At 60.6% G+C, this 25,912-nt stretch carries 20 protein-coding genes, 1 pseudogene and 1 riboswitch; of the genes and pseudogenes, 9 read left to right on the top strand and 12 right to left on the bottom strand.

Translation table 11 applies throughout. The annotated features are described in order from the left end of the window. The first annotated feature begins 51 nt into the window (after positions 1 to 51). The 5 genes from HU725_RS11730 (at position 52) to HU725_RS11710 (ending at position 11,385) form a co-directional block, all read left to right on the top strand. Entirely contained in the window at positions 52 to 1,359 is a 1,308-nt protein-coding gene (locus HU725_RS11730) for an MdtA/MuxA family multidrug efflux RND transporter periplasmic adaptor subunit (RefSeq protein WP_186477341.1), read from the top strand. Further along, on the top strand, positions 1,356 to 4,454 hold the full coding sequence (locus HU725_RS11725) for an MdtB/MuxB family multidrug efflux RND transporter permease subunit (protein WP_186477340.1): 3,099 nt from the start codon (positions 1,356 to 1,358) through the stop codon (positions 4,452 to 4,454). Before HU725_RS11730 ends, HU725_RS11725 begins: the two co-directional genes overlap by 4 nt. Then, positions 4,451 to 7,558, top strand: coding sequence for an efflux RND transporter permease subunit (locus HU725_RS11720; protein ID WP_186477339.1), 3,108 nt, complete (start codon positions 4,451 to 4,453; stop codon positions 7,556 to 7,558). The genes HU725_RS11725 and HU725_RS11720 overlap by 4 nt, the downstream gene beginning before the upstream one ends. Then, positions 7,555 to 9,042, top strand: a complete 1,488-nt coding sequence (locus tag HU725_RS11715; protein WP_186477338.1) for an efflux transporter outer membrane subunit — start codon at positions 7,555 to 7,557, stop codon at positions 9,040 to 9,042. The genes HU725_RS11720 and HU725_RS11715 overlap by 4 nt, the downstream gene beginning before the upstream one ends. Before the next feature lie 255 nt (positions 9,043 to 9,297). Next, positions 9,298 to 11,385: a putative bifunctional diguanylate cyclase/phosphodiesterase gene (locus HU725_RS11710; RefSeq protein WP_186477337.1), complete on the top strand. Its 2,088-nt coding sequence runs from the start codon at positions 9,298 to 9,300 to the stop codon at positions 11,383 to 11,385. Here the strand turns inward: HU725_RS11710 and HU725_RS11705 are convergent. Together HU725_RS11705 and HU725_RS11700 are read right to left on the bottom strand one after the other, a co-directional pair. Continuing rightward, positions 11,382 to 11,642, bottom strand: coding sequence for a DUF1652 domain-containing protein (locus tag HU725_RS11705; RefSeq protein ID WP_186477336.1), 261 nt, complete (start codon positions 11,640 to 11,642; stop codon positions 11,382 to 11,384). The two genes, HU725_RS11710 and HU725_RS11705, sit on opposite strands and share 4 nt — an antisense overlap. Before the next feature lie 393 nt (positions 11,643 to 12,035). Further along, the gene (locus HU725_RS11700; RefSeq protein ID WP_186477335.1) at positions 12,036 to 12,683 is read right to left on the bottom strand and encodes a DUF1345 domain-containing protein; all 648 of its coding nucleotides are present in this window, start codon (positions 12,681 to 12,683) and stop codon (positions 12,036 to 12,038) included. 199 nt (positions 12,684 to 12,882) lie between these two features. Between HU725_RS11700 and HU725_RS11695 the strand changes: the two genes are divergently transcribed. Then, positions 12,883 to 13,728, top strand: coding sequence for a site-specific integrase (locus HU725_RS11695; RefSeq protein ID WP_371326759.1), 846 nt, complete (start codon positions 12,883 to 12,885; stop codon positions 13,726 to 13,728). A 69-nt stretch (positions 13,729 to 13,797) separates the two neighbouring features. Here HU725_RS11695 and HU725_RS11690 read toward each other — a convergent pair whose 3' ends face one another. The 3 genes from HU725_RS11690 to HU725_RS11680 all read right to left on the bottom strand — a co-directional run bounded on the left by HU725_RS11690 (position 13,798) and on the right by HU725_RS11680 (position 16,184). Then, positions 13,798 to 14,097, bottom strand: a complete 300-nt coding sequence (locus tag HU725_RS11690; RefSeq protein ID WP_186477334.1) for a hypothetical protein — start codon at positions 14,095 to 14,097, stop codon at positions 13,798 to 13,800. 84 nt (positions 14,098 to 14,181) lie between these two features. Then, positions 14,182 to 15,534, bottom strand: a complete 1,353-nt coding sequence (locus HU725_RS11685; RefSeq protein ID WP_186477333.1) for a GntP family permease — start codon at positions 15,532 to 15,534, stop codon at positions 14,182 to 14,184. Between the two features lie 110 nt (positions 15,535 to 15,644). Continuing rightward, positions 15,645 to 16,184 carry a gluconokinase gene (locus tag HU725_RS11680; protein ID WP_186477332.1) on the bottom strand — a complete coding sequence of 180 codons (540 nt, stop codon included), beginning with the start codon at positions 16,182 to 16,184 and terminating at the stop codon, positions 15,645 to 15,647. A gap of 206 nt (positions 16,185 to 16,390) precedes the next feature. On the opposite strand from HU725_RS11680, the gene gnuR reads away from it, so the two are divergent. The 3 genes and pseudogenes from gnuR to HU725_RS23145 all read left to right on the top strand — a co-directional run bounded on the left by gnuR (position 16,391) and on the right by HU725_RS23145 (position 18,846). After that, the gene (gnuR, locus tag HU725_RS11675; protein ID WP_186477331.1) at positions 16,391 to 17,410 is read left to right on the top strand and encodes a transcriptional regulator GnuR; all 1,020 of its coding nucleotides are present in this window, start codon (positions 16,391 to 16,393) and stop codon (positions 17,408 to 17,410) included. A 116-nt stretch (positions 17,411 to 17,526) separates the two neighbouring features. Further along, a pseudogene (locus HU725_RS23150) lies at positions 17,527 to 18,309 on the top strand (PAS domain-containing protein); the annotation flags it as partial. A gap of 42 nt (positions 18,310 to 18,351) precedes the next feature. Then, positions 18,352 to 18,846 (top strand): methyl-accepting chemotaxis protein, encoded by a 495-nt coding sequence (locus HU725_RS23145; protein WP_397468457.1) that lies wholly within the window; start codon positions 18,352 to 18,354, stop codon positions 18,844 to 18,846. On the opposite strand, the gene HU725_RS11665 is transcribed toward HU725_RS23145, so the two are convergent. The 7 genes from HU725_RS11665 to HU725_RS11635 form a co-directional block, all read right to left on the bottom strand. Beyond that, positions 18,821 to 22,108, bottom strand: coding sequence for a transporter substrate-binding domain-containing protein (locus HU725_RS11665; RefSeq protein WP_186477387.1), 3,288 nt, complete (start codon positions 22,106 to 22,108; stop codon positions 18,821 to 18,823). The two genes, HU725_RS23145 and HU725_RS11665, sit on opposite strands and share 26 nt — an antisense overlap. A gap of 13 nt (positions 22,109 to 22,121) precedes the next feature. Beyond that, positions 22,122 to 22,736 carry a response regulator transcription factor gene (locus HU725_RS11660; protein WP_060477296.1) on the bottom strand — a complete coding sequence of 205 codons (615 nt, stop codon included), beginning with the start codon at positions 22,734 to 22,736 and terminating at the stop codon, positions 22,122 to 22,124. A gap of 218 nt (positions 22,737 to 22,954) precedes the next feature. Continuing rightward, entirely contained in the window at positions 22,955 to 23,197 is a 243-nt protein-coding gene (locus HU725_RS11655; protein WP_186477330.1) for a DUF1272 domain-containing protein, read from the bottom strand. Between the two features lie 61 nt (positions 23,198 to 23,258). Further along, complete coding sequence (gene cobM / locus HU725_RS11650; protein ID WP_186477329.1) at positions 23,259 to 24,011, bottom strand: precorrin-4 C(11)-methyltransferase; 753 nt, start codon at positions 24,009 to 24,011, stop codon at positions 23,259 to 23,261. A 29-nt stretch (positions 24,012 to 24,040) separates the two neighbouring features. Then, positions 24,041 to 24,433: a cobalamin biosynthesis protein gene (locus HU725_RS11645; RefSeq protein WP_186477386.1), complete on the bottom strand. Its 393-nt coding sequence runs from the start codon at positions 24,431 to 24,433 to the stop codon at positions 24,041 to 24,043. A gap of 17 nt (positions 24,434 to 24,450) precedes the next feature. Continuing rightward, complete coding sequence (locus HU725_RS11640) at positions 24,451 to 25,143, bottom strand: CbtA family protein (RefSeq protein WP_186477328.1); 693 nt, start codon at positions 25,141 to 25,143, stop codon at positions 24,451 to 24,453. A 7-nt stretch (positions 25,144 to 25,150) separates the two neighbouring features. Next, positions 25,151 to 25,336 (bottom strand): CbtB domain-containing protein, encoded by a 186-nt coding sequence (locus HU725_RS11635; RefSeq protein WP_186477327.1) that lies wholly within the window; start codon positions 25,334 to 25,336, stop codon positions 25,151 to 25,153. Positions 25,337 to 25,438: 102 nt separating this feature from the next. Then, positions 25,439 to 25,660: riboswitch (cobalamin riboswitch) on the bottom strand. Between the last annotated feature and the right edge of the window lie 252 nt (positions 25,661 to 25,912).

Genomic DNA, 25,912 nt, shown 5'->3' with positions numbered 1-25,912 from the left:
TTATCGTTCAACCTCCCACGCTGCCATTTCCGAACAAGGTTCGTTCAACCCATGCAAGTGTCCAACTCCCGTTCCCCTCGTCGCTGGCTCGTTGGCCTGCTGATCCTGTTGCTGGTGGCTCTGCTGGCCTGGTGGCTGTGGCCCGCTGCAACACCCGAGCACAAAGCGGCCGGCACAGGGCGCGGTGGTAAAGGCGCGGGCATGATGGGCGGGCGGCCTGGTTTCGGTGGCTCCACCGACCCGGTGCCCGTGCGTGTCGAGCCTGTTCGTGTGGGTGATTTCCCGCTTTACTACAAAGCCCTGGGCACGGTCACCGCCACCAATACGGTGAATGTGCGCAGTCGTGTGGCCGGCGAGCTGGTGAAGATCCTGTTCAAGGAGGGCCAGCAGGTCAAGGCCGGCGATCTGCTCGCTGAAATCGATCCACGCCCGTATCGCATTGCCCTACAGCAGGCTGAGGGCACGCTGGCCCAGAACCAGGCTCAGCTCAAGAACGCTCAAGTTGACTTGGCCCGTTACAAGGGCCTGTACGCCCAGGACAGCATCGCCAAGCAGACCCTCGATACCGCCCAAGCCCAGGTGGCTCAATACCAGGGGCTGGTCAAAACCAATCAGGCGCAGGTCAACGATGCCCGCCTGAACCTCGATTTCACTCAGATCCGCGCGCCCATTAGTGGCCGTGTCGGCCTTCGCCAGCTTGATCTGGGCAACCTGGTGGCCGCCAATGACACCACCGCGCTGGTCGTGATCACTCAAACCGAACCGATCAATGTGGCCTTCACCCTGCCAGAAACCGAGTTGAGTACGGTGCTGGAGCGCTACCGCAGCGGCGCCAGCCTGCCTGTCGAGGCCTGGGATCGCAGCGACAGCAAGCTGCAAGCTAGCGGTGTGCTCGGCAGCATCGATAACCAGATCGACACCACCACTGGCACCCTGAAGTTCAAAGGCCGTTTCGAGAACAAAGACCTGGCACTGTTCCCCAACCAGTTCGTCAATGTCCGCCTGCTCGCCGACACGCTCAAGCAGGTGGTATTGGCCCCGGCGGCAGCTGTGCAGTTCGGCAACGATGGCACTTTCGCCTATGTGGTCGATGACCAGAGCAAGGTCAATATCCGCAAGCTCAAAGTCGGTGCCAGTGATGGCCAGAGCAGTGTGATCCTCGATGGGCTCAAAGCCGGCGACCGCCTTGTGCTGGAAGGGACCGACCGCTTGCGCGAGGGTACCCAGGTGGAAGTGGTCGAGGACAGCTCGCAAGTGCCGAGCACCCCGGGCCAGCACCTGCAGGGCCAGGATGGCAAGGGCTCGGCGCAAAGCCATGACGCGCCTACTGGCGCAGCGGCAGGCAAGGCGGGCGCATGAACCTGTCGCGGCTGTTCATTCTACGCCCGGTCGCAACCACGCTGACCATGTTGGCCATCGTCCTGGCCGGGTTGATCGCCTACACGTTGTTGCCGGTATCGGCCTTGCCCCAGGTCGACTACCCGACCATCCGGGTCATGACACTGTATCCCGGCGCCAGCCCGCAGGTGATGACCAGCGCGGTGACCGCACCCTTGGAGCGCCAGTTCGGCCAGATGCCCGGGCTTGAGCAGATGGCCTCGACCAGTTCCGGTGGTGCCTCGGTGCTGACTTTGCGTTTCAGCCTGAACATGAACATGGACGTTGCCGAGCAGCAAGTACAAGCTGCGATCAACGCCGCCAGCAATCTGCTGCCCAGCGATCTGCCGGCGCCGCCTGTGTACAACAAGGTCAACCCCGCCGACACCCCTGTGCTGACCTTGGCCATATCCAGCAAGACCATGCCGTTGCCCAAGCTCAATGACCTGGTCGATACCCGCGTGGCGCAAAAACTCGCGCAGATCAGCGGCGTGGGTATGGTGAGCATCGCCGGTGGCCAGCGTCAGGCAGTGAGGATCAAGGTCAATGTCGATGCGCTCGCTGCCAACGGCCTGAACCTCGACGACGTGCGTACCTTGATAGGCGCATCCAACGTCAACCAGCCTAAGGGCAACTTCGACGGCCCAACCCGGGTGTCGATGCTCGACGCCAACGATCAGCTTCGCTCGCCAGAGGAATACGCCAACCTCATTCTCGCCTACAACAACGGCGCGCCGCTGCGCTTGAAGGACGTCGCGGAAATCGTCGACGGCGCGGAAAACGAGCGGCTGGCTGCATGGGCCAACCAAAATCAGGCGGTACTGCTGAACATCCAGCGCCAGCCGGGCGCCAACGTCATTGAGGTAGTCGACCGCATCAAAGAGCTGCTGCCGTCGATCACCGATAACCTGCCTGCTGGCCTTGATGTGTCGGTGCTCACCGACCGTACCCAGACCATCCGCGCGGCGGTCAAAGACGTGCAGCATGAATTGCTGATTGCCATTGTGCTCGTGGTGATGGTCACCTTCGTGTTCCTGCGCCGCTTCAGCGCCACATTGATCCCCTCAATTGCCGTACCCCTGTCGCTGGTGGGGACGTTCGGGGTGATGTATCTGGCCGGTTTTTCGATCAACAACCTCACGCTCATGGCGCTGACCATCGCCACCGGCTTCGTGGTCGACGATGCCATCGTCATGCTCGAGAACATATCCCGGCACATCGAGGAGGGCGAAACGCCCTTGCAGGCGGCCCTCAAAGGCGCCAGACAGATCGGCTTCACTCTGATTTCGCTGACCTTTTCGCTGATTGCGGTGTTGATCCCGCTGCTGTTCATGGCCGATGTAGTCGGGCGTTTGTTCCGCGAGTTCGCCATTACCCTGGCGGTGGCGATCCTGATTTCCTTGGTGGTTTCGCTGACCCTGACCCCAATGATGTGCGCGCGCTTGCTCAAGCGTGAACCCCGTGAGGACGAACAGAGCCGCTTCTACCGTGCCAGTGGCGCGTGGATCGACTGGTTGATCAAACATTACGGCCGTGGCCTACAGTGGGTGCTCAGGCATCAACCGCTGACCCTGCTGGTGGCCGTGGCGACTCTGGCACTGACCGTGCTTCTGTACATGGTGGTGCCCAAGGGCTTCTTCCCCGTGCAAGACACCGGGGTGATCCAGGGCATATCAGAAGCGCCGCAGTCAACCTCGTTCGCCGCCATGAGCGAGCGTCAGCAGGCCTTGAGTAAGGTCATCCTGCAGGACCCGGCCGTACAGAGCCTGTCGTCCTACATTGGCGTCGATGGCGACAACGCTACCCTCAACAGCGGCCGTTTGCTGATCAACCTCAAGCCCCATGGCGAGCGTGACGTCACTGCAGGGGAAGTGATCAGCCGCCTGCAACCTCAGCTGGACAAGCTGGTGGGTATTCGTTTGTTCATGCAGCCGGTACAGGACCTGAGCATCGAAGACCGGGTCAGCCGCACCCAATATCAGTTCAGCTTGTCCTCACCAGACGCCGACCTGCTGGCGCAGTGGAGCGGCAAGCTGGTGCAGGCTCTGCAGCAGCGCCCGCAGTTGCAGGACGTTGCCAGTGACCTGCAAGACAAGGGCCTGCAGGTCTACTTGGTGATCGACCGCGACATGGCCAGCCGTCTTGGCATCACCGTGGCGCAAATTACCAACGCACTGTACGACGCCTTCGGCCAGCGGCAGATTTCCACCATCTACACCCAGGCCAGCCAGTATCGAGTGGTATTGCAGGCCCAGGATGCGGCCACTATCGGCCCGTCGGCGTTGGAGTCGATTCACGTCAAGGCCACCGATGGCGGCCAGGTACGCCTCTCGGCGCTAGCGCGCATCGAACAGCGGCAGGCGCAACTGGCCATTTCGCATATCGGGCAGTTCCCGGCGGTGACCCTGTCGTTCAACCTTGCCCATGGCGCATCCCTGGGTGAGGCGGTCAAAGTGATCGAGCAGGTGCAACAGGACATCGGTATGCCGCTCGGTGTGCAGACTCGCTTCCAAGGGGCGGCCGAAGCCTTCCAGGCCTCGCTGTCGAGCACCTTGCTGCTGATCCTGGCCGCCATCGTGACCATGTACATCGTGCTCGGCGTGCTCTATGAGAGTTACATCCACCCGGTGACCATCCTGTCGACCTTGCCGTCGGCGGCAGTCGGTGCGTTGCTGGCATTGATCCTCAGTGGCAACGATCTGGGCATGATCGCCATCATTGGCATCATCCTGCTGATCGGCATCGTCAAGAAGAACGCGATCATGATGATCGATTTCGCCTTGGAGGCCGAACGTCATCAAGGCATGAGCCCGCGAGATGCCATCTATCAGGCGGCGCTGCTGCGTTTCCGGCCGATCCTGATGACCACCCTGGCTGCGCTTTTTGGCGCCGTGCCCCTGATGCTTGCCACCGGCTCGGGTGCGGAGCTGCGCCAGCCGTTGGGCCTGGTGATGGTGGGCGGCTTGCTGGTGAGCCAGGTGCTGACGCTGTTCACCACACCGGTCATCTACCTGTATTTCGACCGCCTTGCCCGGCGCTGGCGGCCAAAGCATGACCCGCAGCAGGCCCAGGCATGAACCTGTCCGGGCCTTTCATCCGCAGGCCGGTGGCGACCATGTTGCTGAGCCTGGCGATCATGTTGCTCGGAGGCGTCAGTTTCGGTCTGTTGCCGGTGTCACCGTTGCCACAGATGGACTTCCCCGTGATCGTGGTGCAGGCCAACCTGTCCGGTGCCAGCCCTGAAGTGATGGCCGCCACCGTTGCCACGCCGCTGGAACGCAAACTGGGCAGCATCGCGGGCGTCACCACGCTCACCAGTAGCTCCAACCAAGGCTCCACTCGGGTCATCATCGGCTTTGAAATGGGCCGGGACATCGACGGCGCAGCGCGTGAGGTGCAGGCTGCGATCAACGCCACGCGCAATCTCTTGCCCAGTGGCATGCGCAGCATGCCCACCTACAAGAAGATAAATCCGTCGCAGGCTCCGATCATGGTGCTGTCGTTGACCTCCAGCGTGCTGCAGAAAGGCCAGCTCTACGACTTGGCTGACACCATCTTGTCGCAGAGCCTTGCCCAAGTCAGTGGGGTAGGGGAAGTGCAGATCGGCGGCAGCTCCTTGCCTGCCGTGCGCATCGCTGTCGAGCCGCAGTTGCTGAACCAGTACGCGCTCTCTCTGGACGAGGTGCGTAACGCGGTATCGAACGCCAACCAGCGTCGGCCCATGGGGTTTGTCGAGGATGCCGAGCGTAACTGGCAGGTGCGGGCGAACGACCAGTTGGAAACTGCCAAGGACTACGAACCGATCGTAATTCGGCAGTCCAATGGCACCATTTTGCGCCTGTCTGACGTAGCGACCGTGACCGATGGCGTGGAAAACCGTTACAACAGTGGCTTCTTCAACGATCAGAGCGCGGTACTGCTGGTGATCAACCGCCAGACCGGCGCCAACATCATCGAGACCGTCGACCAGATCAAGGCCCAGTTGCCGGCCTTGCAGTCGCTGCTGCCGGCCAGCGTGCAGCTCAATGTGGCCATGGACCGTTCGCCGGTGATCAAGGCCACCCTCAAGGAAGCCGAGCACACGCTGCTGATCGCCGTGGTACTGGTGATCCTGGTGGTGTATCTATTCCTCGGCAGCTTGCGTGCATCGCTGATCCCCAGCCTGGCGGTGCCGGTGTCGCTGGTGGGCACCTTCGCGGTGATGTACCTGTGTGGGTTCTCGCTGAACAACCTGTCGTTGATGGCACTGATCTTGGCCACGGGGCTGGTGGTGGACGATGCCATCGTGGTGCTGGAGAACATCTCCCGGCACATTGAGGACGGTCAGCCGCCCATGCGCGCCGCATTCCTCGGCGCCAGGGAAGTGGGCTTCACCTTGCTGTCGATGAACGTCTCGCTGGTGGCAGTGTTCGTGTCGATCCTATTCATGGGTGGCATCGTGCGTAACCTGTTCCAGGAGTTTTCGATCACGCTGGCGGCAGCGATCATCGTCTCCCTGGTGGTGTCGTTGACCCTCACGCCAATGCTCTGCGCGCGCTGGCTCAAACCCCATCGTGCGCAGCAGACTCGCCTGCAGCGCTGGAGCGACAAAGCACATCAGCGCATGGTCGATGCCTATGATCGTAGCCTTGGCTGGGCGCTGCGTCACAAGCGCTTGACCCTGATCAGCCTGCTGGCGACCATCGGCCTGAATATCGCCCTGTATGTGGTGGTGCCCAAGACACTGATGCCTCAACAGGATACCGGCCAGTTGATGGGCTTCATCCGCGGGGACGATGGGCTGTCGTTCAGTGTGATGCAGCCAAAAATGGAAACCTACCGCCGAGCCTTGCTTGCCGACCCTGCGGTGCAGAGCGTTGCCGGCTTCATCGGCGGCAACAGCGGCACCAACAACGCCATGGTGCTGGTGCGGCTCAAGCCCATCAGCGAGCGCAAGCTCGATGCTCAGAAGGTCATCGAACGTCTGCGTAAAGAGATGCCCAAAGTACCCGGTGGGCGGCTGTTCCTGATGGCCGACCAAGACCTGCAGCTGGGCGGGGGCGGCCGCGACCAAACTTCCTCACAATATCTGTACACCTTGCAGAGCGGCGACCTCGCTGCCCTGCGCCAGTGGTTCCCCAAGGTGGTTGCAGCGCTGCGCGCATTGCCCGAGCTCACCGCCATCGACGCCCGCGACGGTTCCGGCACCCAGCAGGTGACGCTGGTGGTGGACCGCGACCAGGCCAAGCGCCTGGGCATCGACATGGACATGGTCACCGCCGTGCTGAATAACGCCTACAGCCAGCGGCAGATTTCGACCATCTACGACAGCCTCAACCAGTATCAGGTGGTGTTGGAGATCAACCCCAAGTACGCCTGGGACCCGACCACGTTGGAGCAGGTCCAGGTAATCACCAGCGAGGGTGCGCGTGTACCGCTGTCGACCATCGCTCACTACGAGAACAGCCTGGCCAACGATCGGGTCAGCCACGAAGGGCAGTTCGCGTCTGAGGACATCGCCTTCGACGTCGCCGAAGGCTACAGCCCCGACCAAGCCATGGCGGCCGTGGAGCGTGAAATAGCCAAGCTGGGCCTGCCCGAGGAAGTGATTGCCAAGCTCGGCGGCACGGCCAGTGCGTTCGCCAAGACCCAGGAAGGGCAGCCGTTCATGATTCTCGGAGCCTTGGTACTGGTGTATCTGGTGCTGGGTATCCTCTACGAAAGTTACATTCACCCTCTGACGATCCTCTCGACCTTGCCGTCAGCTGGTGTAGGTGCGCTGCTGGCCTTGTATGCCACCGGCGGCGAGTTCAGCCTGATTTCGTTGCTGGGCCTGTTCCTGCTCATTGGCGTTGTGAAAAAGAACGCCATTCTGATGATCGACCTGGCCTTGCAACTGGAGCGTCACCAGGGCCTGAGCCCGGAGGAGTCGATCCGTCGCGCTTGCCTGCTGCGCTTGCGGCCCATTTTGATGACCACCCTTGCGGCTATTCTGGGTGCGCTGCCGCTGCTGATCAGCCGTGCCGAAGGTGCCGAAATGCGCCAGCCATTGGGCCTGACCATCATTGGCGGCCTGGTGGTCAGTCAGTTGTTGACCCTGTACACGACACCGGTGGTTTATCTGTATCTGGACCGCCTGCGTCACCGATTCAACCATTGGCGCGGTATTCGCACCGACGCTGCTCTGGACACGCCGTTATGAACTTTGCCCACACCCGAATTCACCGCGCCTTGCAATTATTGACCCGTGGACGCGGCTCACGCTTGGCCGGCGCGGGGCTCTGTGTGGCCATGCTCAGTGCCTGTACTCTGAGCCCGGACTACCACCGCCCGGCCCTGAGTACGCCAGCGCAATACAAGCAGGCCGATGGCTGGACTCAGGCCAACCCGTCCGATGCCATTGCCCGTGGCGCCTGGTGGGAAATTTACGGTGACCCCGGGTTGAACGCGCTTGTGGAGGAGCTCAACCGCAACAACCAGACCGTCGCGCAGTCCGAAGCTCAGTACCGCCAGGCCCAGGCGCTGGTGCGCAGCAGCCGAGCGTCACTGTTCCCCAGTTTGGACCTGACCACCAGCAAGAACCGCTCGGCCCAAGGTGCTGGCAGTTCCAGTTCGAGCCTGTCCAACAACAGCAGCGGCATCCGCAACACCTACAACGCACAACTGGGCGTCAGTTGGGAGATCGACCTGTGGGGCAAATTGCGCGAAACGCTCAATGCCAACGAGGCCAGCGCACAGGCAAGCTTCGCTGACCTCGCCGCGATTCGCCTTAGTCAGCAATCGGAGCTGGTGCAGAATTACCTGCAACTGCGGGTGATCGATGAGCAGAAACGTTTGCTTGAGGCCACAGTCGCGACTTACGAACGGTCGCTGCGAATGAATGAAAACCAATACAGAGCCGGTGTCGCCGGCCCGGATGCAGTGGCCCAGGCGCGGACCCAGCTCAAATCGACTCAGGCCGACCTGATCGATCTGATCTGGCAGCGTGCACAGTTTGAAAACGCCATCGCTGTACTCTTGGGTAGGGCGCCGGCACAGTTCGCCCTGGCCGATAGCAAGCGCATACCCGCGTTGCCGCAAATTCCCATGGCGCTACCATCACAATTGCTCGAACGCCGGCCGGACATTGCTTCCGCCGAACGTAGCGTGATGGCTGCCAATGCCAACATCGGTGTGGCCCGCGCGGCATACTTCCCCGATCTGAGCCTGAGCATGAGTGGCGGCTACTCCAGCAGCAGCTTCAGCAACTGGATCGAGCTACCGAACCGATACTGGTCGGTAGGCCCGCAGCTGGCTCTGACGTTGTTTGACGCTGGCAAGCGCAGTGCCGAGGTTGACCGCACTCAGGCCGTCTATGACCAGACCGTGGCGCAGTATCGGCAGACGGTGCTCGACGGTTTCAAGGAAGTGGAAAACTACCTGGTGCAATTGAAGGTATACGCTGACGAGGCCGTGGTTCGCCAAGAGGCATTGGACGCAGCGCGCGAATCGTTGCGCTTGACCGAAAACCAGTACCGGGCCGGTTTGATCGGCTACCTGGACGTGGTCAACGTACAAACCACTGCCCTGAGCAACGAGCGCAGCGCGTTGACCCTGCTGCAGGGGCGGCTGGTGGCCAGCGTACAACTGATTGCTGCCTTGGGTGGCGGCTGGGATGCAGAGCAGGCGTTCGTCGACCACGATTAGGGCTTTTGCTGGCCTGGCAGAGTGCCTTGCGCAATCCCAGCACGCATGTTCGAAGCGCTGCTGCAGTCAGCATGATTTGCCGACAAGTGGCAATATGCCTTCATTGGCCATCCCACCCCGCTAAACCAATGCTTTGCAGGTGTTGACGGCTATTTTTGGATCCATTTCCTGCGCTACAAACCGCGTGCGTTTCGCCAACGCTTGAGTACAATCGTCAGCTTTTCCTGGCCCTCCTGTCCCGAGCTGGATTCTCCAATGCTGACCGGTAGTTACTCCCCCGCGCTGGTTCTGATTTCACTCTGCGTAGCCATGCTGGCTTCTTACACTGCTCTGGACTTGGCCGGTCGTATTGCCACTGCCAAGGGCCGTGGGGTGTATCTGTGGATGGGCGGCGGAGCGCTGGCCATGGGGATTGGTATCTGGTCGATGCACTTCATTGGCATGCTCGCGTTCAGCCTGCCCATCGCCTTGGGTTACGACATCAGCCTTACTGCCTACTCGCTGCTGATCGCCGTGCTGTCCTCCGGTTTTGCTTTGTGGCTGGTCAGTCAGCCAAGCTTGCCTTGGCTGCAGTTGGCATTCGGCGCGCTGGCCATGGGCATTGGTATAGCCTGCATGCATTACACCGGCATGGCGGCGCTGCGCATGCTGCCGGGTATCGATTACGACCCGGCGTTGTTCGGCGCCTCACTGGCAATCGCGGTAGGCGCTTCAGCAGCGGCATTATGGATTGCCTTCCGCTTGCGTATGCATACGCCCTATGTGCGTCAGATCCGTGGGCTGGCAGCCATGGTGATGGGCGTTGCCATCGTCGGCATGCACTACACCGGCATGGCTGCGGCGAATTTTACCGAGGGCAGCTACTGCGGGGCGCTGGTCAACGGGCTGCAGGGCAACAGCTTGGTTTATCTGGTGTTGATCACAACCCTGGCGGTGCTGGCGGTGGCTTTGCTGACCTCGGTGCTGGATGCGCGCCTTGAGGCACGCACGGCCGCGTTGGCCCATTCGCTCACCCTTGCAAACCAGGAGCTCACCCAGCTGGCCTTGCACGATACCTTGACAGGGCTGCCAAACCGCACGCTGCTATCGGATCGCATCGATCAGGCGATCGGTAAAGTGGCAGAACGGGGCGGTTGTTTTGCATTGATGTTCATTGACCTGGACGGATTCAAACCAGTCAACGATGCCTTTGGCCATCATGTCGGCGATCTGTTGCTCAAGGCCGTAGCTGCGCGCTTGCGCGGTCATCTGCACAGCCAGGACACATTGGCGCGGATCGGCGGCGACGAATTCGTGCTGCTGGTGGAGCTACGCGAGCCGGAAGATGCCATGGACGTAGCGGTCAAACAGGTCAATCTGGTCTCGCGCACTTTCCGCGTCGCTGAGCACGATCTGCAACTGACGGCGAGCCTTGGCATTGTGCTGTACCCTGGCAATGGGCAGGACCAGCTTGAGCTGCTGCGCAATGCCGACGCGGCGATGTACCACGCCAAAAGTGTCGGCAAGAATGGCTACTGCTTCTTCGATGCGTCGATGAACAGCAACGCTCGGCAACAGTTGCAGCTGCTGCAGGATCTGCGCGCAGCATTGGAGCAAGGGCAGTTCCGCCTGCACTATCAACCCAAATTCGACGCAAAGTCCTGCGCGCCCATAGGTGCCGAAGCGTTGTTGCGCTGGGAGCATCCTCAGCATGGTTTGATGCAGCCCGACCGTTTCATTGGCCTGGCGGAAAAAACTGCTCTAATCATTCCAATCGGTGAGTGGGTGCTGCACGAAGCCTGCCGGCAGATGCGCTGCTGGCTCGACCAAGGTCAGGCTGACTGGCGCATGGCGGTCAACCTGTCCGCTATTCAGTTCAGCCACCCCGGCCTGGTCGACAGCGTCGCCCGCGCCTTGCGCGAACACGGTCTGCCAGCCAATTGTCTGACCCTGGAAATCACCGAAACCACGGCAATGCACGACGCCGATGCAAGTTTGATGGTGCTGCAGCGCCTCTCGGATATGGGCGTTGACTTGTCGATCGATGACTTCGGCACGGGTTATTCGAGCCTGATGTACCTCAAGCGCCTGCCGGCCAATGAGCTGAAAATCGACCGCGGTTTTGTGCGCGACCTGGAACAGGACAGCGACGATGCGGCGATCATTTCAGCGATCGTCGCATTGGGGCAGGCGCTGGGCTTGCGCATCGTTGCCGAAGGAGTAGAAACCGGCGGCCAGCAAGCTTTCCTCACTCGCCTGGGCTGCGACTCACTTCAAGGTTACCTGCTCGGTCAGCCTATGCCGGCTGAGCAGTTCATGAGCAGGATGCAGGCGTCGCGCGATGGAAACGAAGCGGTGGCCTAACCGGCATTCAATAGGCGCACGGGTGGGGCGAACGCTTCGATCTCGGCTTCCACAGCCTCGATGATGCGCTCCACATCGGCGGCGGCCATGATTGCCGTGCAGGGTATGCCAGCGATGGCCAGCAATGTCACGCCGGTGGTACGGTCAAAAAGCCGCGCGACCATGCTTCGTGGCGCATCCATGCTGGCCTCGAAGCCTAAGGGATGGAAATGCCAGCGCATCACCTGGCAGGCATTGGGGAACGTCATCTTGTTCATGCCAGCCTCCTAAAAAGTGCCGGGTTCGCCGCTCGATGCAGGGAACTTAACAATAGCACCTGTTGCCCCTCATATTCTGCGGGGGAGATGACAAATGTAAGAATGCATGACGGCCGTCACAGCCCGCGCAAACAAGCCGTGTTTCAGCAAATGGGCAGGCAAACGTTTTCCCCGCGCGCCGCGTAGGGCTGACCTGTTCGCCGTGTTAGGTTTATGGATGTTCCTCACCCGGTTTTTTCGGACGAGCGGTGGGGTATGACCGCCAGCGAGACAGTCATGGGCTATTACACGCTCACTCAATGCATGGCCGGGGCCGGTACGGTTACTATGGGGTGGGGCATCGATCACCACCGGCGTCGCTACTGGCGTATCGCGGCGTGTGCAGCATGAGGGCTAGCCGAGAAGGCCTGCGGCGATGTTGATGGTGAAGCCAAGAATTGCAGTATTGAATACAAAGCCTACCAATGAATGGGCCAACACCACCCGGCGCATGCGCCTGCCGCCTACGCCGACATCGGAAGTCTGCACGGCAACACTGATGGTGAACGAGAAGTAGTGAAAATCCCAATAATCGGGGTTGCGTTCATCGTCGGGGAAGCGCAGAGCCGGTGTATCACCAGCTCCCGTATAGAATATCCGGGCGTAGTGCAGGCTGAAGATGCAACCGATCAGCAGCCACGAGCCTGCAACCGTCATCCCGGTATAAAGGTAATGCAAAGCCAGCGCGCTGCCTTGCAGGCCACGGCTGGATACCAATTGCAGGGTGACTGCAGCCAGGCTGGCGATGGCTGCCACGCACACCACCAACAGCACCCCGCCTGCATTCTCGTCCTCTATCTGCGCGACCTTGCGTACGGTGTCGGGCGTCGCCCGCAAGGTCAGTGCTAGAACCAGCAGCAGGTACAGCCAGACGCCCAGGTTCCAGCCGGCAAGCACGCGCTGGATGGGATCGGCGGCCGGGATGAACCAAGCACCGACAACGCCTGCGATGGCGGCGACGATCAGGCGTGGGTGAGTCCGGGTCAGGCGGTGGAAAACCATAGGCGCTCGCACAGTGGGTCATGGGATGCACTCTAGACCACAGCGCCTATCCGGGCCTGGGTTCGATCAAAGGGCGCCGTTTACGGTACCATTGCTGCCGTCGCCTTGCTTCGCTTCAGGATCCATTGTTTTGCCCAGCCCTTCACACAACCCCTTGTTGCAATACCTGGCCCGGCTAGCGCCGTCCAGCCAGCAGACCATGCGCTACATTCTCCAGGACGCCGCCGACCGTCTCGGCTTCATCGATTGCAACCTTGCCGATGTGCCCTGGCACAGGCTGGAGCCGGGTCATGTGATTGGATTGGTGGCGGCTTTGCGCGCAGATGGTTACGCGCCGAACAGTTCGTCGCTCTATGTCAATGCCGTGCGCGGGGTGATGAACGAAGCCTGGCGCTTAGGCATGATCGATCACGAGCAATTGCTACGCATCCGTGAAGTCAAGCCTGCGTCGGGTAGCCGCTTGCCCCCCGGGCGCAATCTACGGCGCAGCTTGATTCGCGAATTGATGGACTTGTGCGAAGCCGATCCACGCCCTCAGGGTGTAAGGGACGCAGCAATCATTGCCCTGCTGTATGGCACTGGCATGCGCAAGTCGGAATCGGTGGACATCGATCTCGATCAAGTCGACTTCCAGGCTCGCAGCCTGCAGGTAACGGGCAAAGGTAATCGCCAGCTCATTAAATATGCTCCGCCCTGGGCATTCGAAAAGCTGCAGGCCTGGCTGGACTTGCGCAGGCATTCACTTCCCGAAGGCGCGGCGGACGACCCATTCCTGTTCAATCGCATTCGCCGTGGTAGCCATATCACGCGCGCGCGGATTACCAAACATGCGATCTACTACATCGCACGCCAACGTGGCGCTCAGGTTGGGGTGAAAATAATGCCTCACGACTTTCGCAGGGCCTTCATCACGCGAGTGATCGAGGAGCATGACCTGTCGATTGCGCAGAAGCTGGCGCATCACGCCAATATCCAGACGACGGCCGGCTATGATCGGCGTGATGACAATGAGCGCAGGCGGGCTGTGGACCGCTTTGACTATTAAAGGCTCAACTGCTTAGTGCCGATCGAGGAAAGGGCCGCGAACCGGAGTTCGCGGCTGGCTTTAAACTGGTCACTTGCTTGCGCCAGAACCGTTGCCGCCCTGTCCCCCAGCCCCTTCTGAGCCTGTACCGTCCATGCCGGGCAGGTCTCGGTTGTCCTGCGGGGTAGAGGGTAGGTTCTGTTTGTCGTCACCCTGCAGCCGCGGGTCAGTACTGCGTGGCATGGGCTTTTCGATGGGGTTCAAGGTGCTGTCGACACCCGGTTGGGGCGCAGGGTTATGGGGATCGTCGGGGTAGGTGGGGCCGGTTCCAACCGCAAGGGCCAAGGGCGAGGTGAGCAACGCTAGTAATATCAGGGTCGAGCGGGTCATGGCAGACTCCTTTGCGTAGGGTAGGGCTCATTCATTGTTTGGGCCCTACCCAGGGTGCCCAGGTGCCATCTGTCCGATCAGCGGTCACACCACCGTCGACAGCGCCATGATGAAGATGATGCCAACCACCGACAGAATCGTCTCCATCATGCTCCAGGTCTTGAAGGTTTCGGCAACGGTCATGTTGAAATACTGCTTCACCAGCCAGAATCCAGCGTCGTTGACGTGAGACAGGATCAGCGACCCGGCGCCGGTGGCCAGCACCAACAGCTCTCGGTTAACCCCTGGCACCAGGTCGATTACCGGAGCAACGATGCCGGCACCGGTGATCGTCGCTACGGTGGCCGAGCCGGTTGCGATGCGGATAACCGCTGCCACCAGCCAAGCGAGCAGGATCGGTGAAATTTGAGCTTGTACGGCCATTTGCCCAATCACGTTGCCTACGCCAGTGTCCACCAACATCTGCTTGAAGCCGCCACCGGCACCCACGATCAATACGATGGCTGCGGTGGGGGCAAGACTCTGGTCGAGCATCTTCATGATCTGCTGACGGCTGAAGCCGCGCGCGCCACCAAAGGTCCAGAAAGCCAGCAACAACGCGGCTAGCAGGGCGGTGATGGGGTGGCCGATCAAGTCCATCCACTGACGGAAAATATGCTCGGCTGGCAATACCACGTCGGCGAAGGTCTTCAGTAGCATCAGCGCCACCGGCAGCAGGACGGTGACCAGGGTGATGGTGAAGCTTGGCAGGTTGCCTTGGTCAGACTCCTTGGCGATCTGGTCCATCAGCTCCTGCGACGGGTTGCCGGGAATGTAGCGCGCAATGAAATTGCCGAACAGCGGGCCGGCAATGACCGCCGTGGGCAGAGCGACCAGCAGGCCATAGAAGATGGTTTTGCCGATATCGGCATGAAAGATGCCAATCGCCAGCAGTGGGCCCGGGTGCGGCGGCACCAGGCCATGGACCACCGAAAGGCCAGCCAGTAGCGGAATGCCAATCTTGATCAGCGACACTCCCGAACGCCGCGCGACGATGAACACCAGTGGGATCAGCAACACGAAGCCGATTTCGAAGAACAGCGGTATGCCGACCAGGAAAGCAGCGAACATCATTGCCCAATGCACGTTCTTCTTGCCGAAAGCGCGAATCAACGTCTGAGCGATCTGGTCGGCGCCGCCGGAATCGGCCATTAGTTTGCCTAGCATCGTGCCAAGGGCAAGGACGATACCGACAAAGCCGAGCACGCCGCCGAAACCGTCCTGGAACGATTTCATGACCTTGGCTACCGGCATGCCGGATGTCAGGCCGAGGAAGCCTGCAGCCAACGTCAATGCGACGAAGGGGTGAACCTTGAAGTGGGTGATCAGCAGTATCAGCCCGACGATGGTGACCAGCGCGTCGAGCAATAGGTAAGTATCTGTAGCGAGTCCGAACATGGTTTTGATGCCTCGGTCTTATCGTTGTTTTGGGCGTAGCAATGGATCAGGTGGCGGCGCTTTTGGGCGGCAAGACAGCGCTATCTTCGGTGAGCCAGGAAACTGCCGGTTCAGGCAGTGCGCGCCAGGTTCCGGTCACCGTGGGGCTTTAACCACGCGTCGACCGCCTCGGCCAGCACGTTTATTGGCTGGGTGGCATCCAGGGTCAGGGTCAACGGTTCGCCATGGGGAACTTCCAATGCGGCGAACTGGCTGTCGATCAGGCTGGCCGGCATGAAATGCCCAGGGCGTGCAAGTACGCGCTTTTCGGCCTCGCTCGGGGTAAGTTCGAGGAACACGAATACCAGCTCCGGCATGGCGTCACGCAGTGTGTCGCGGTAGCGGCGTTTGAGTGCCGAGCAGGTGAGTATGGGTCGCTCACCAGCCTGGACCGCCGCTTGCAACTCCTGGCCAAGACGCACCAACCAACCTGCGCGGTCATTGTCATCCAGTGGGATGCCAGCACTCATCTTGCGGATGTTTTCGGCAGGGTGAAACGCGTCGCCTTCGATCAGGCGACCGCCGCTTCGCTTGGCTATGGCATCGCCGACGCAGCTTTTGCCACAGCCAGCCACGCCCATCACCACGATGGCGGACAGGGAAGAATTCATCAGTACCTCCTGCGGGGCGAGATAGCGCTGTCTTGTAGACAACAAAGCACCGTCTGCCCAGTGTTATTGGACTTGTCCTTACGCAGTATGGACGCTTGGCAGAGCACTGTATTGGCCACTACCAAAGATTACATTGCCTGCGTCCTGAGACAGCGCTACCTTAGTGGCCGTTCCCCATTCCTGCAAGTAGTAAAATTACAACATTCATGACTCGCATTGGCTCTCGCACCACAGGTCGTCCTACGTTGGCGGAAGTCGCCAGGCTTTCCGGCGTTTCTCCTATCACCGCTTCGCGCGCATTACGCGGGGTTAGTACGGTTGCTCCTGAACTTGTGCTGAAGGTCACGGCCGCCGCTGCCTCGCTGGGCTACGTCGCAAACCCTGCGGCACGTGCTTTGGCGTCGGCGCGCAGTCAGTCTGTCGTTGTGTTGATCCCGTCATTGTCCAACCAATTGTTCATCGACACTTTGGAGGCCATCCATGAGGTCATGCGGCCGCGCGGGTTAGAAGTGCTGATTGGTAACTACCACTATGATCTCGATGAAGAAGAAAATCTGATTCGCAACTACCTGGCGTATCAACCCTGCGGGATTTTGCTCACTGGCTTTGACCGCAGCGATACATCCCGACAGATGCTCGCGGCCAGCGGTGTACCCTGTGTGCACATGATGGAGCTCGGGGGTGAGCAGGGCGCTTTATCTGTCGGCTTTTCACAGCAACAGGCCGGGCGTGCGGCAGCGCTGCACCTGATCGAACGTGGGCGCCGGCGCCTCGCGTTCATTGCCGCGCAGCTCGACCCGCGGGTGATGCAGCGCGCCGAAGGTTTCCGCCAAGCCCTGGCCGAAGCGGGCATGCAGGCCACTGAGCTTGAGATACTGGCGCCGCAGCCATCGTCCATCGAACTGGGCAGTGAGTTGTTCAGCCAGCTTTTGGCCAAAGCCCCGGATGTGGATGGCATTTTCTTTTGCAACGACGACCTAGCCCAGGGGGCGGTCCTGCAAGCGCTGCGTCAAGGCATCGAAGTACCTCGCCAGGTGGCCATGGTTGGGTTCAACGACCTGCCCGCTTCGGCGCACATGGTGCCGCGCCTGACCTCCATCCGCACGCCAAGGGCAGCCGTTGGTCGAGGCGCGGCGCAGGCCTTGCTGGCGCTGCTCGATGGCAAGCGCGTGGCAGCTGAACAGCAGGACTTGGGCTTTGAACTGATGGTGCGCGAAAGTACCTAGCGGCAAGCGGAAATCGACACTGCAAAAGGCCTAATTCCAAGGTGGTAGCAAGTGGCTTGCATGGTAAAAATGTCGATCTATTCTCAGAAAGTCTGCGCACAAAGGACCCTGGCGCCATGTTCGACTTCCATCGCAAATCTGACCTTATCGAAATACAGCGCACCCGCAAGGCCCTAACCGATACCCAGGCGAAGCTGGCCGCAATAAGCCGTTGCATGGCTATGATCGAATTCACGCCCGAGGGCGTCATTGTCGATGCCAATACCCACTTCTGTAACGCACTGGGATACAGCGTGGACGAACTGCGTGGCAAGCACCACCGCCTGTTCTGTGACCCCGGCTACGCCCAAAGCGCCGAGTACCAGCAGTTGTGGCAGCAGCTGGCTCAGGGCAAGGCCATCAGCGGCACGTTCGAACGGGTCGATAAGGCCGGCCGTGAAGTTTGGCTTGAGGCCAGCTATATGCCGGTGTTGGACGAGCAACAGCACGTCACCAGCGTCATCGAGATTGCGGCCGACATCAGCCAGCGTGTGAAGGACGAGCACGAAAGCGAAAGCCTGCTCAAGGCCATAGGCCGCTCCATGGCGGTGGTCGAGTTCACGCCTCAGGGCCGCGTGATCAAGGCCAATGCCAACTTCCTTCAGACGATGGGTTATCGCCTGGAAGAAGTCGAGGGCCGCCACCACGGCCTGTTTTGCCTGCCCCATGAGCGAGAGTCTGGTGCCTATCGTGAGTTCTGGGCCTCGCTCAATCGCGGCGAGTACCACTCCCATCGCTTCGAGCGGGTGAACAAGCAAGGGCAGACGGTCTATCTGGAGGCTTCATACAACCCAATCTTCGATAACAAGGGCCGCTTGTACAAAGTGGTCAAATTTGCCAGCGACATCACTGCCCAGGTCAGCACCCAACAAAGCGCCGCCGATGCGGCCCATGCCAGCTCTGTGCAGACCGATGCATGTGCACGCAAAGGCACCGAGGTGGTGCAGCAGGCCGTAGCGGTGATCGAGCAGATTTCCCAAGAGCTCAATGACGCTGCGCGCAGTATCGATGCTGTGAGCAAACAGTCGGATGTGATAGGGCAGATCGTGCTGACGATTCGCGGCATTGCCGATCAGACCAATTTGCTGGCGTTGAACGCCGCCATCGAGGCGGCGCGAGCCGGTGAGCATGGCCGTGGCTTCGCGGTGGTCGCCGATGAGGTGCGCAGCCTGGCAGCGCGCACCAGCAAAGCCACTTTGGAGATCGTCGATGTGGTGAGGCAGAACCACGACTTATCGCTGACCGCAGTGGCCAGCATGCAATCGAGCTTGTCACGCACAGATCGTGGCGTTGCGCTGGCCAACGAGGCCGGAACGGTGATCATGGAAATCCAGCAGGGCTCGCGCCATGTTGTGGATGCCATCAGCCAGATCAGCTCGACGCTGCAATTGCACTGAGGGTCTCACGCAGTTCTTTGAGCAAAGACTCAAGGCTTAGTTCGAGCTGCCGCCCCAACGCTTGGGTCGGCAGCCCGTGATTGTGCGCTTGCTCGATTGCCTCGCACGCCATGACCACCCCGCGTACCCGCAGCATTTTGGCGCCCCCTTTTATCCGGTGGGCGAGGGCGCGCAACGCATGGCCGTCGCCCTCGCCCTCGCCGTCGCAAGCAAGCGCCTGAAGGGCTGCAAGGTCTTGCTGGGCGCTGTGGGTCAGTTGCTCGAGCAGGCGCTTGGTCAGCTGCTGGTCACCTTGGGTCAGATGGCGCAGTTCGTCGAGGTTGAAGCCGCTTGTCGGGGCTGGAACGCCTGCTTCGCCAGGGCGCAGGTGCGCCAAACGAGCCTTCAGGGTCTGCAGCCCGATGGGCTTGAACAGGCAGTCATCCATGCCGCTGTCCAGGCAGCGCTGCCGCTCCTCGGCCTGGGCATTGGCGGTCACCCCGAGAATGCTGCAGGCAGGCTGCCCACTTACTTGCTCCAGTTGGCGTACCTTTCGAGTGAATTCATGGCCGTCCATCACCGGCATGCTGCAATCAGTGATGACCAGATCAAATGTATGCGCTTGCCACAACGCCAGCCCTGTTTCGCCGTTTTCTGCGAGCGTCACCTGATGACCGAGGCTATTGAGCTGCTTTTCCAACAGCATCAGGTTGGCCGGGTAATCATCGACCACAAGCACGTTCAATGGCCCCCCTTGGTACTGCTCGGTGGCCTGGTCCTGTTCGGTTGGCACAGGTGGTGCAATGAGCGCGAGCGGCAACTGGACCTCCACACGGGTGCCCACGCTTTCCACGCTTTGCAGCTGCAAACTGCCGCCCATCAGCTCGGCCAAGGTGCGGCTGATCACCAAGCCCAAGCCTGCCCCCTGGCTTGCCCGCGGCCCCGAAGCTTGAGTGAACGTGTTGAACAACCGCGCCTGATCCTGGGCAGCTATACCGATGCCGGTGTCGCTCACCATTAGCGCTACCTGCGCGGTGTCGCCATCTGTCGGCACGCTGAAGGTCAGACGGGCCAGTACATCACCACGGTCGGTGAACTTGATGGCATTGCTCAGCAGGTTGGAGAGGATCTGTTTTATCCGTAAAGGGTCCGCCAGCACCCACAGCGGCGCAGCTGGCAGTTCGCTTTGCAAGTGCAAGCCTTTCATTCGCGCATTGCCTTCGAACACCCGCACGGTGCTGCGCACCAGGTCGGCCAGATCGGTTGCCACTGGCTGCAGGGTCATGTGCCCGGTTTCGATGCGTGAAATGTCCAGAATGTCGCCGATCAGCGCGAGCAAGCCAACGGCAGAGTCATGGGCCGTCTTGAGGATCTGGGGATCGCAGTGCCCTGAGCGGTTGTCTTCCAGCGCAAGTTCCAGCAGCCCGATTACCGCATTCATGGGGGTGCGAATTTCGTGGCTCATGGTGGCCACGAATGCACTTTTGGTTCGGCTAGCCTGTTCGGCGGCGTCCTTGGCTTGGCGTAGTTGCTCCAGCAGGCCGCTGCTAAAGGCCAATTGAGTCTGCAAAGCGCGTTGCGCCTCGGTACGCTGGTTGATCAGTTTGCGCAGATAGCTGTTCCAGAACACCACACCGGCCAGCAACAGGGCGGAGAGCACCAATACCTGCAGCGCCAGTGTCCGGTAGTTGCGCCACGGGCTATCGCTGACCAGCGTGCCGGTTCGCCAGCGGTTGATCAGTTGATCCAGCTCCTCGGGCGGAATGCTCAACAGCGCCTTGTCGAGAATGGCCTGAAGTTGCGGTTGGTCAGGGGCTACGGCGAAGGCAGCGACGGCGGGCTCGTCGCTTACCACTCCAGCGATGCGCAACTGGTCCTTGAAGACATGGCTGATGTAGTACGAGGCGTTGATATTACTGCTGTAGGCAACATCTGCATCGCCTTTGGCCACCGCTTCCATCAGGCTCAATGAATTATCGACCATGACCAATTTTGCTTTGGGAAAGCGCTGCATCACCTCGCTGCGCAGATGCGAGCCATGCAACAGAGCGATGCGCCTGCCGTCGAGGTTGTTGGCCGGCGGTTTAGCAGGCGACGAATTGCGCGTTACCAGTACGCGAGGGCTCACCAGGTAGGGGCGGGTGTAGCGCAGCTGTGTCGCGCGCTCTGCGCCGTAACCCAAAGCGCCTATCATCTGCGCCTTGCCCGTTGCCACTTCTTCGACCATTTGCTGCACTGTGCTGCGCTCATGGAATTGGAACTGCAAGCCGGTTCGCAATGAGATCTGCTTGAGTAGGTCGACGGTAATGCCGTTTACCTTTTGCCCAGCATCGTTGAAGGTCAAAGGGGCAAGGGCGGTGTCGACCAGTACACTAACGGTCGGATGACCCGCTATCCAGGCCAGTTCTTCTTCCGTCAGTGCTGAAATGCGACGCTCCAGCAATAAGCTGGTGTTGCCGCTGCTCCAGCGGTGCAGAATGTTCAGTCGTTCGCTCTCGGTGATCCTGGCCATGGCGCTGTCGACCAATCGGCGCAAACGCAGGTTTTCGTTAGCGAACGCGAAGGCGAAGGTACCCGGCGGTACCTGGGGAAAGTGATCGATCTTCACCAGGCCCTGGTAACTCTTGCCAATCAGGTAGTCGGTACTGATGGCATCGCCCAGGTAGGCGTCTGCCTCACCGAGTTCGACTGCTGCCAGGCCGGCCAGGGTCGAGCGGTAGAGGCTCAACTGCGCTTTTGGATACAACTGGCGAACCTTCTGCGCCGGAAGGTAGTGATCGACCATCGCCAAGCGCAGGCCTGCCAGGTCCTTGTCGTGCATCATGGGCGCTTCATGGCGCGTTACGATTACCGGCAGATCATCGGCATAGGGCAGGCTGAGCCCAAGCTTTGCATCTGCCGCCTCGAACTCGTTGGAACTACCAAGCAGATCAATCTTACCTTCGCGTAACGCGGCGATAGCTTCGTGGCGGCTGGCGTAGCGCGTGACCCGCACGGATACGCCGAGTTGTTCGGCGATCAGCCCGGCGTAGTCTGCGCTCAAGCCTTCATAGTCATTCAGGCTGACATTGATTTCGAAGGGCGGGTAATCCGGCCGTGAACTCCCCAGCAACAGCTCGCCGCGCTCCTGCAACCACTGGCGGTCGGCTGCATCGAGCTGTAGGGGAGGTGCGGCGCTGGTGGCGCGTGCCAGCAGGTGGCGTGATTCGCCTTCGGCGAGTGTCAAAAGTGGGCAGCAGGCCAAGGTGATGACGAGGGCCAGGTGGCCCAAAGCCCGTTTCATGCTGCCCGGGTAGTCAGCTGACATGATTGCGTTTGGCCAGATCAACCATTTCTACCAATGACTCGGTCTTGAGTTTTTCCATGATCCGGCCACGGTAAGTGCTGATGGTCTTGGCGCTAAGGTTCATGCTGGCGCCGATGTTCTTGTTGTTTTCACCACGGCTCAGACGCCGCAGCACTTCCATTTCACGGTTGGACAGGCTGCTCAGCCGCTCGGGTTCACTTTCAAGGGTGTTACTGTTGACCGCCATCTGCGGGAAGGTCGAGTAACCCTTTATCAACGCCTTCAGGGCGAAGACTACAGCCTCTAGGTCTTCGCCTTTAGTGACGAATGCGCCAATGCCGGCATCCAGGCAACGGCGCACATAAAGGTCGGTGGCTTGCCCGGTCAGTACCATGATTTTCGGTGCCGGCTCCTGTTGTTGCAGGCGCTTGATCACTTCCATGCCATCCAGGCCAGGCAAGCCGATGTCCAGTACCACGACGTCCGGCCGCAACTCGCGTACCTTTTGCGCGACCTCACTGCCATTGTCGACCTCACCCACGATACGAAAGCGCTCCCGTTCGAGCAGTATGCGCAACGAAAAACGGACGATGGCATGATCATCAACGATGAGCACGGTAGTCATATCACTAACTCCTGTCGGAATATGGTCGGCTGCCTGAAGCAATCAGGAAGTCTTCTGCAGGCTTTTTCTGCTGCGCAGCACGATACGACCATTCCGGATCGCTGGTAATGGCGAGTATAGATGTGTTGAGCAAGCGGGCCGGTATTGTGGAAAATTCCTACAAAGAGACCGTCCCAGGCACCACCAGCAGCGGTGATGCCTGAGATGACAGGGGCAGATCAGACGCAGTTTGGGTGGGGCTTCAGAACACGCTGTGTCGAGGCGGGGTTATTGTTCAGTGCAGCCCCAACCCTGGTCGGGCGGGGCAGCAACTGGCCGCCGCAGTTCGGGCAGCGTCCCTGCAAACGATGGGTTGCGCAGGGGAGGCAGAACGTACATTCGAACGAGCAGATCAGCGCGTCGGGGCTATCGCCTGGCAGATCGGCATCACAGCACTCGCAGTTGGGGCGTAGCTCCAGCATGGTTATCCTCCGGGTGGGGTGCACCAGGCAGTCTGCGCCGACCGACTTTGCCCTTGCAACGCTATTCGCCAGCTCTGTACAGGTGGGCGTGGCTGGCACGGTATAGCGCCGATTCGCTAAATGGCGCGTCTCCCAGTACGTGGCCGACGAGGATCAGTGCAGTGCGACGGAATCCTTTTCTGGCGACCTGTTCTGCAATGTCCGTCAGGGTGCCCTGTACCCAGTCCTGGTCAGGCCAGGTGGCTCGATGGACCACTGCCACAGGGCAGTCAGGCCCGTAGTGGGGCAGCAGTTCATCGACGATGCGTGGCAGGTTCTTGACCCCAAGGTGGATGACCAGGGTGCTGCCGTGTCTAGCCAGGTCTGCTAGTTGTTCGCCTTCGGGCATGGGCGAGCTGTCGCCGTAACGGGTCAGGATGACCGTCTGCGAAACCTCAGGCAGGGTAAGTTCACAGCCAAGCAGCGCTGCGCTTGCCGCGGTGGCCGTGACGCCCGGTATGATCTGGTAGTCGATGCCCAGCTCGCGTAGGCGGCGGATCTGTTCGCCGATGGCTCCATACAAGCTGGGGTCGCCACTGTGCACACGGGCTACATCCAGGCCTTTGGCATGGGCGGCACGGATGACATCGATGATCTGCTCCAAATGCAGTTCGGCACTATTGATGACTGTTTCAGCCTGGTGGCCCTGCAGCACGGCGGCAGGCACCAACGAGCCGGCGTAGATGATTACCGGGCATTGACGAATCAGACGCTGGCCTTTGACCGTGATCAGTTCCGGGTCGCCGGGGCCAGCACCAATGAAGTAGACCGTCATGGCAAATCCTTGATGGGTGAAAGATACAATTATTCCCCGCAGGCCAGCGCCAGGGTAGCTGGGCCAAGTACCTGGCGGGTAACACGCAGGTTCGCGTGTGCGTGCCCGAGGCTAGCCAAGGCCAGCGCGGCACTTTCGGCCACGCCCCAGCAACCTGTTTGGGCGAAGGCGACCGCAGACCGGTGACTGAGTTGTGCTTGAAATGCGTGCAGCTGGTCGGCCTCGAAAAGTACCAGTGGCAGGTGGTAACGCGTGGCGAGTTGTTGCAGGCCAGGCTCGTCGGCTTTACTGGCGATGCTGGCAATGCCGCGCAGCGCTTTGGGCTGCAGCCCATGAAGGGCTAGCACTTCATGCAACAGTTGATCGAGCGCTTGCACTGGGCAGCCTCGGCGGCAACCAATGCCGGCATAAAGTGCCGGCATTAGTAAGTGCGTGCTCATCAAGCGTGGCTGGCGCGGCGATAGAGCCAGGCACTGAGTAAACCCAGCGCTATCCAGAACGCTGCGTTGGTCAGCCAGGAGGCGATCTTGAACTGGGTTTCCAGGGCTTGCGGCGCCAGGCTCTCGTGAACGTCGGGCTGTGGCGCCCCGATCACATGGGGCACTACCAGCAAGACGGCACCTAGCGCCTTGAGCAGGCCATGGCGGGCGAATACCAGCAGTGCCAGGCCGGTGGCGGTGGCGGCGGCCGTGCCGATCCACCAGCTCTGGCGCTGACCCAGATCCGCAGCGGCGGTGCCGGGTAATTCTGGCGGCAAGCCCAGGGTGGGGGCCAGGCAGAACACGGCAAAACCGGCCAACCCCCAGAGCGCCCCAGTGCTGGTGCGGCCTGGTTCGCGCAGGCTGTAAAGGGCGGCGAGGATCAGTGCGAAGCCGACCGCAACCACCAGGTTGCCGCCCGTCGTGGAGAGGATGCGCTGCCAACCATCTTCTGGCGACCAGGCTTCTTCACTGTGGCTGTGCCCGGCGTTCGCCTCTGCGTCATGGCTATGGTGCTCGGCGCTAGGGGCGGCAGTTTCATAGGTTTCCGCTTGGAGGATCAGTGGTGCGACCCAGAAGCTTTGCAGCACTGTCAGCAGCAAGGCTGCGAGCAGGCCGCTGAACCCGGCGGTGCTGGCGATACGCTTGATCATGATGGCCTCAGTGGCAAGGGAAGGCGGCGCTGTGGCGGGTGTCGTGTGCGGCGTTGTGCACGGCCTCTATGTGCGAGAAGCCGGCAAAATACACTAGGCACAGACCTAGAAGGCTGGCGCCTATAGCGATGGCCATGCGTTGGCTGAGGGAAACCTGTGTAGCGATGCTGTGATTGGCGCTGGTGACTGGCATGATGCGATCCTCTGCTTTGCTTTTGTCAGTGCAATGGGCACGAGCGCGGCAGCCCCGGTTGCCAGACAACCAGGGGGATGCGACAGCGCCCGCCCACCGCGGGGTGTTCATGAGCGCCAGGCCGGTCTCCGGGCTTGCGAGGAGGAGCATGGCTCCTTGAAAAGCATCACCTTCCCATGCACTACGCACTGGCACAGTGGTCTTGATGCTTCGCTCGCTTACCGTTGCGGGGGCAGCATCGGGTTTGCCTGGCCCTGGCGAGGGCCTGAGACGCACCGATTTCCCGTTTCACCCCAAGGGGGCACCTGACGCAAGGCATAAGGAGAGCACGGGGCGGTGGTGGCGTCAAATCCAATAAACCGGCTCGCGCTTGCGCTCGCTTCAACACCTGCAATTCTTGCTCTTGCTCTTGCTCTTGCTCTTGCTCTTGCTCTTGCTCTTGGCTTTTGCTTCTAAGCGCACGGTAGTTCAGGCGACACAGATTGCGACTTCAGGAGGCCGGAGTGAGGCCTCCTGAAGTCGCATTCGGCGCTTGCTGAACTACCGCGCGCTTAAAAGCAAAAGCAGAGGAGGGCA

Origin of the sequence: Pseudomonas promysalinigenes (assembly GCF_014269025.2) — a bacterium.
Classification (GTDB): domain Bacteria; phylum Pseudomonadota; class Gammaproteobacteria; order Pseudomonadales; family Pseudomonadaceae; genus Aquipseudomonas; species Aquipseudomonas promysalinigenes.
Note: the sequence above shows the minus strand (reverse complement) of the source record. Positions and strands in the feature narration are given on the sequence as shown.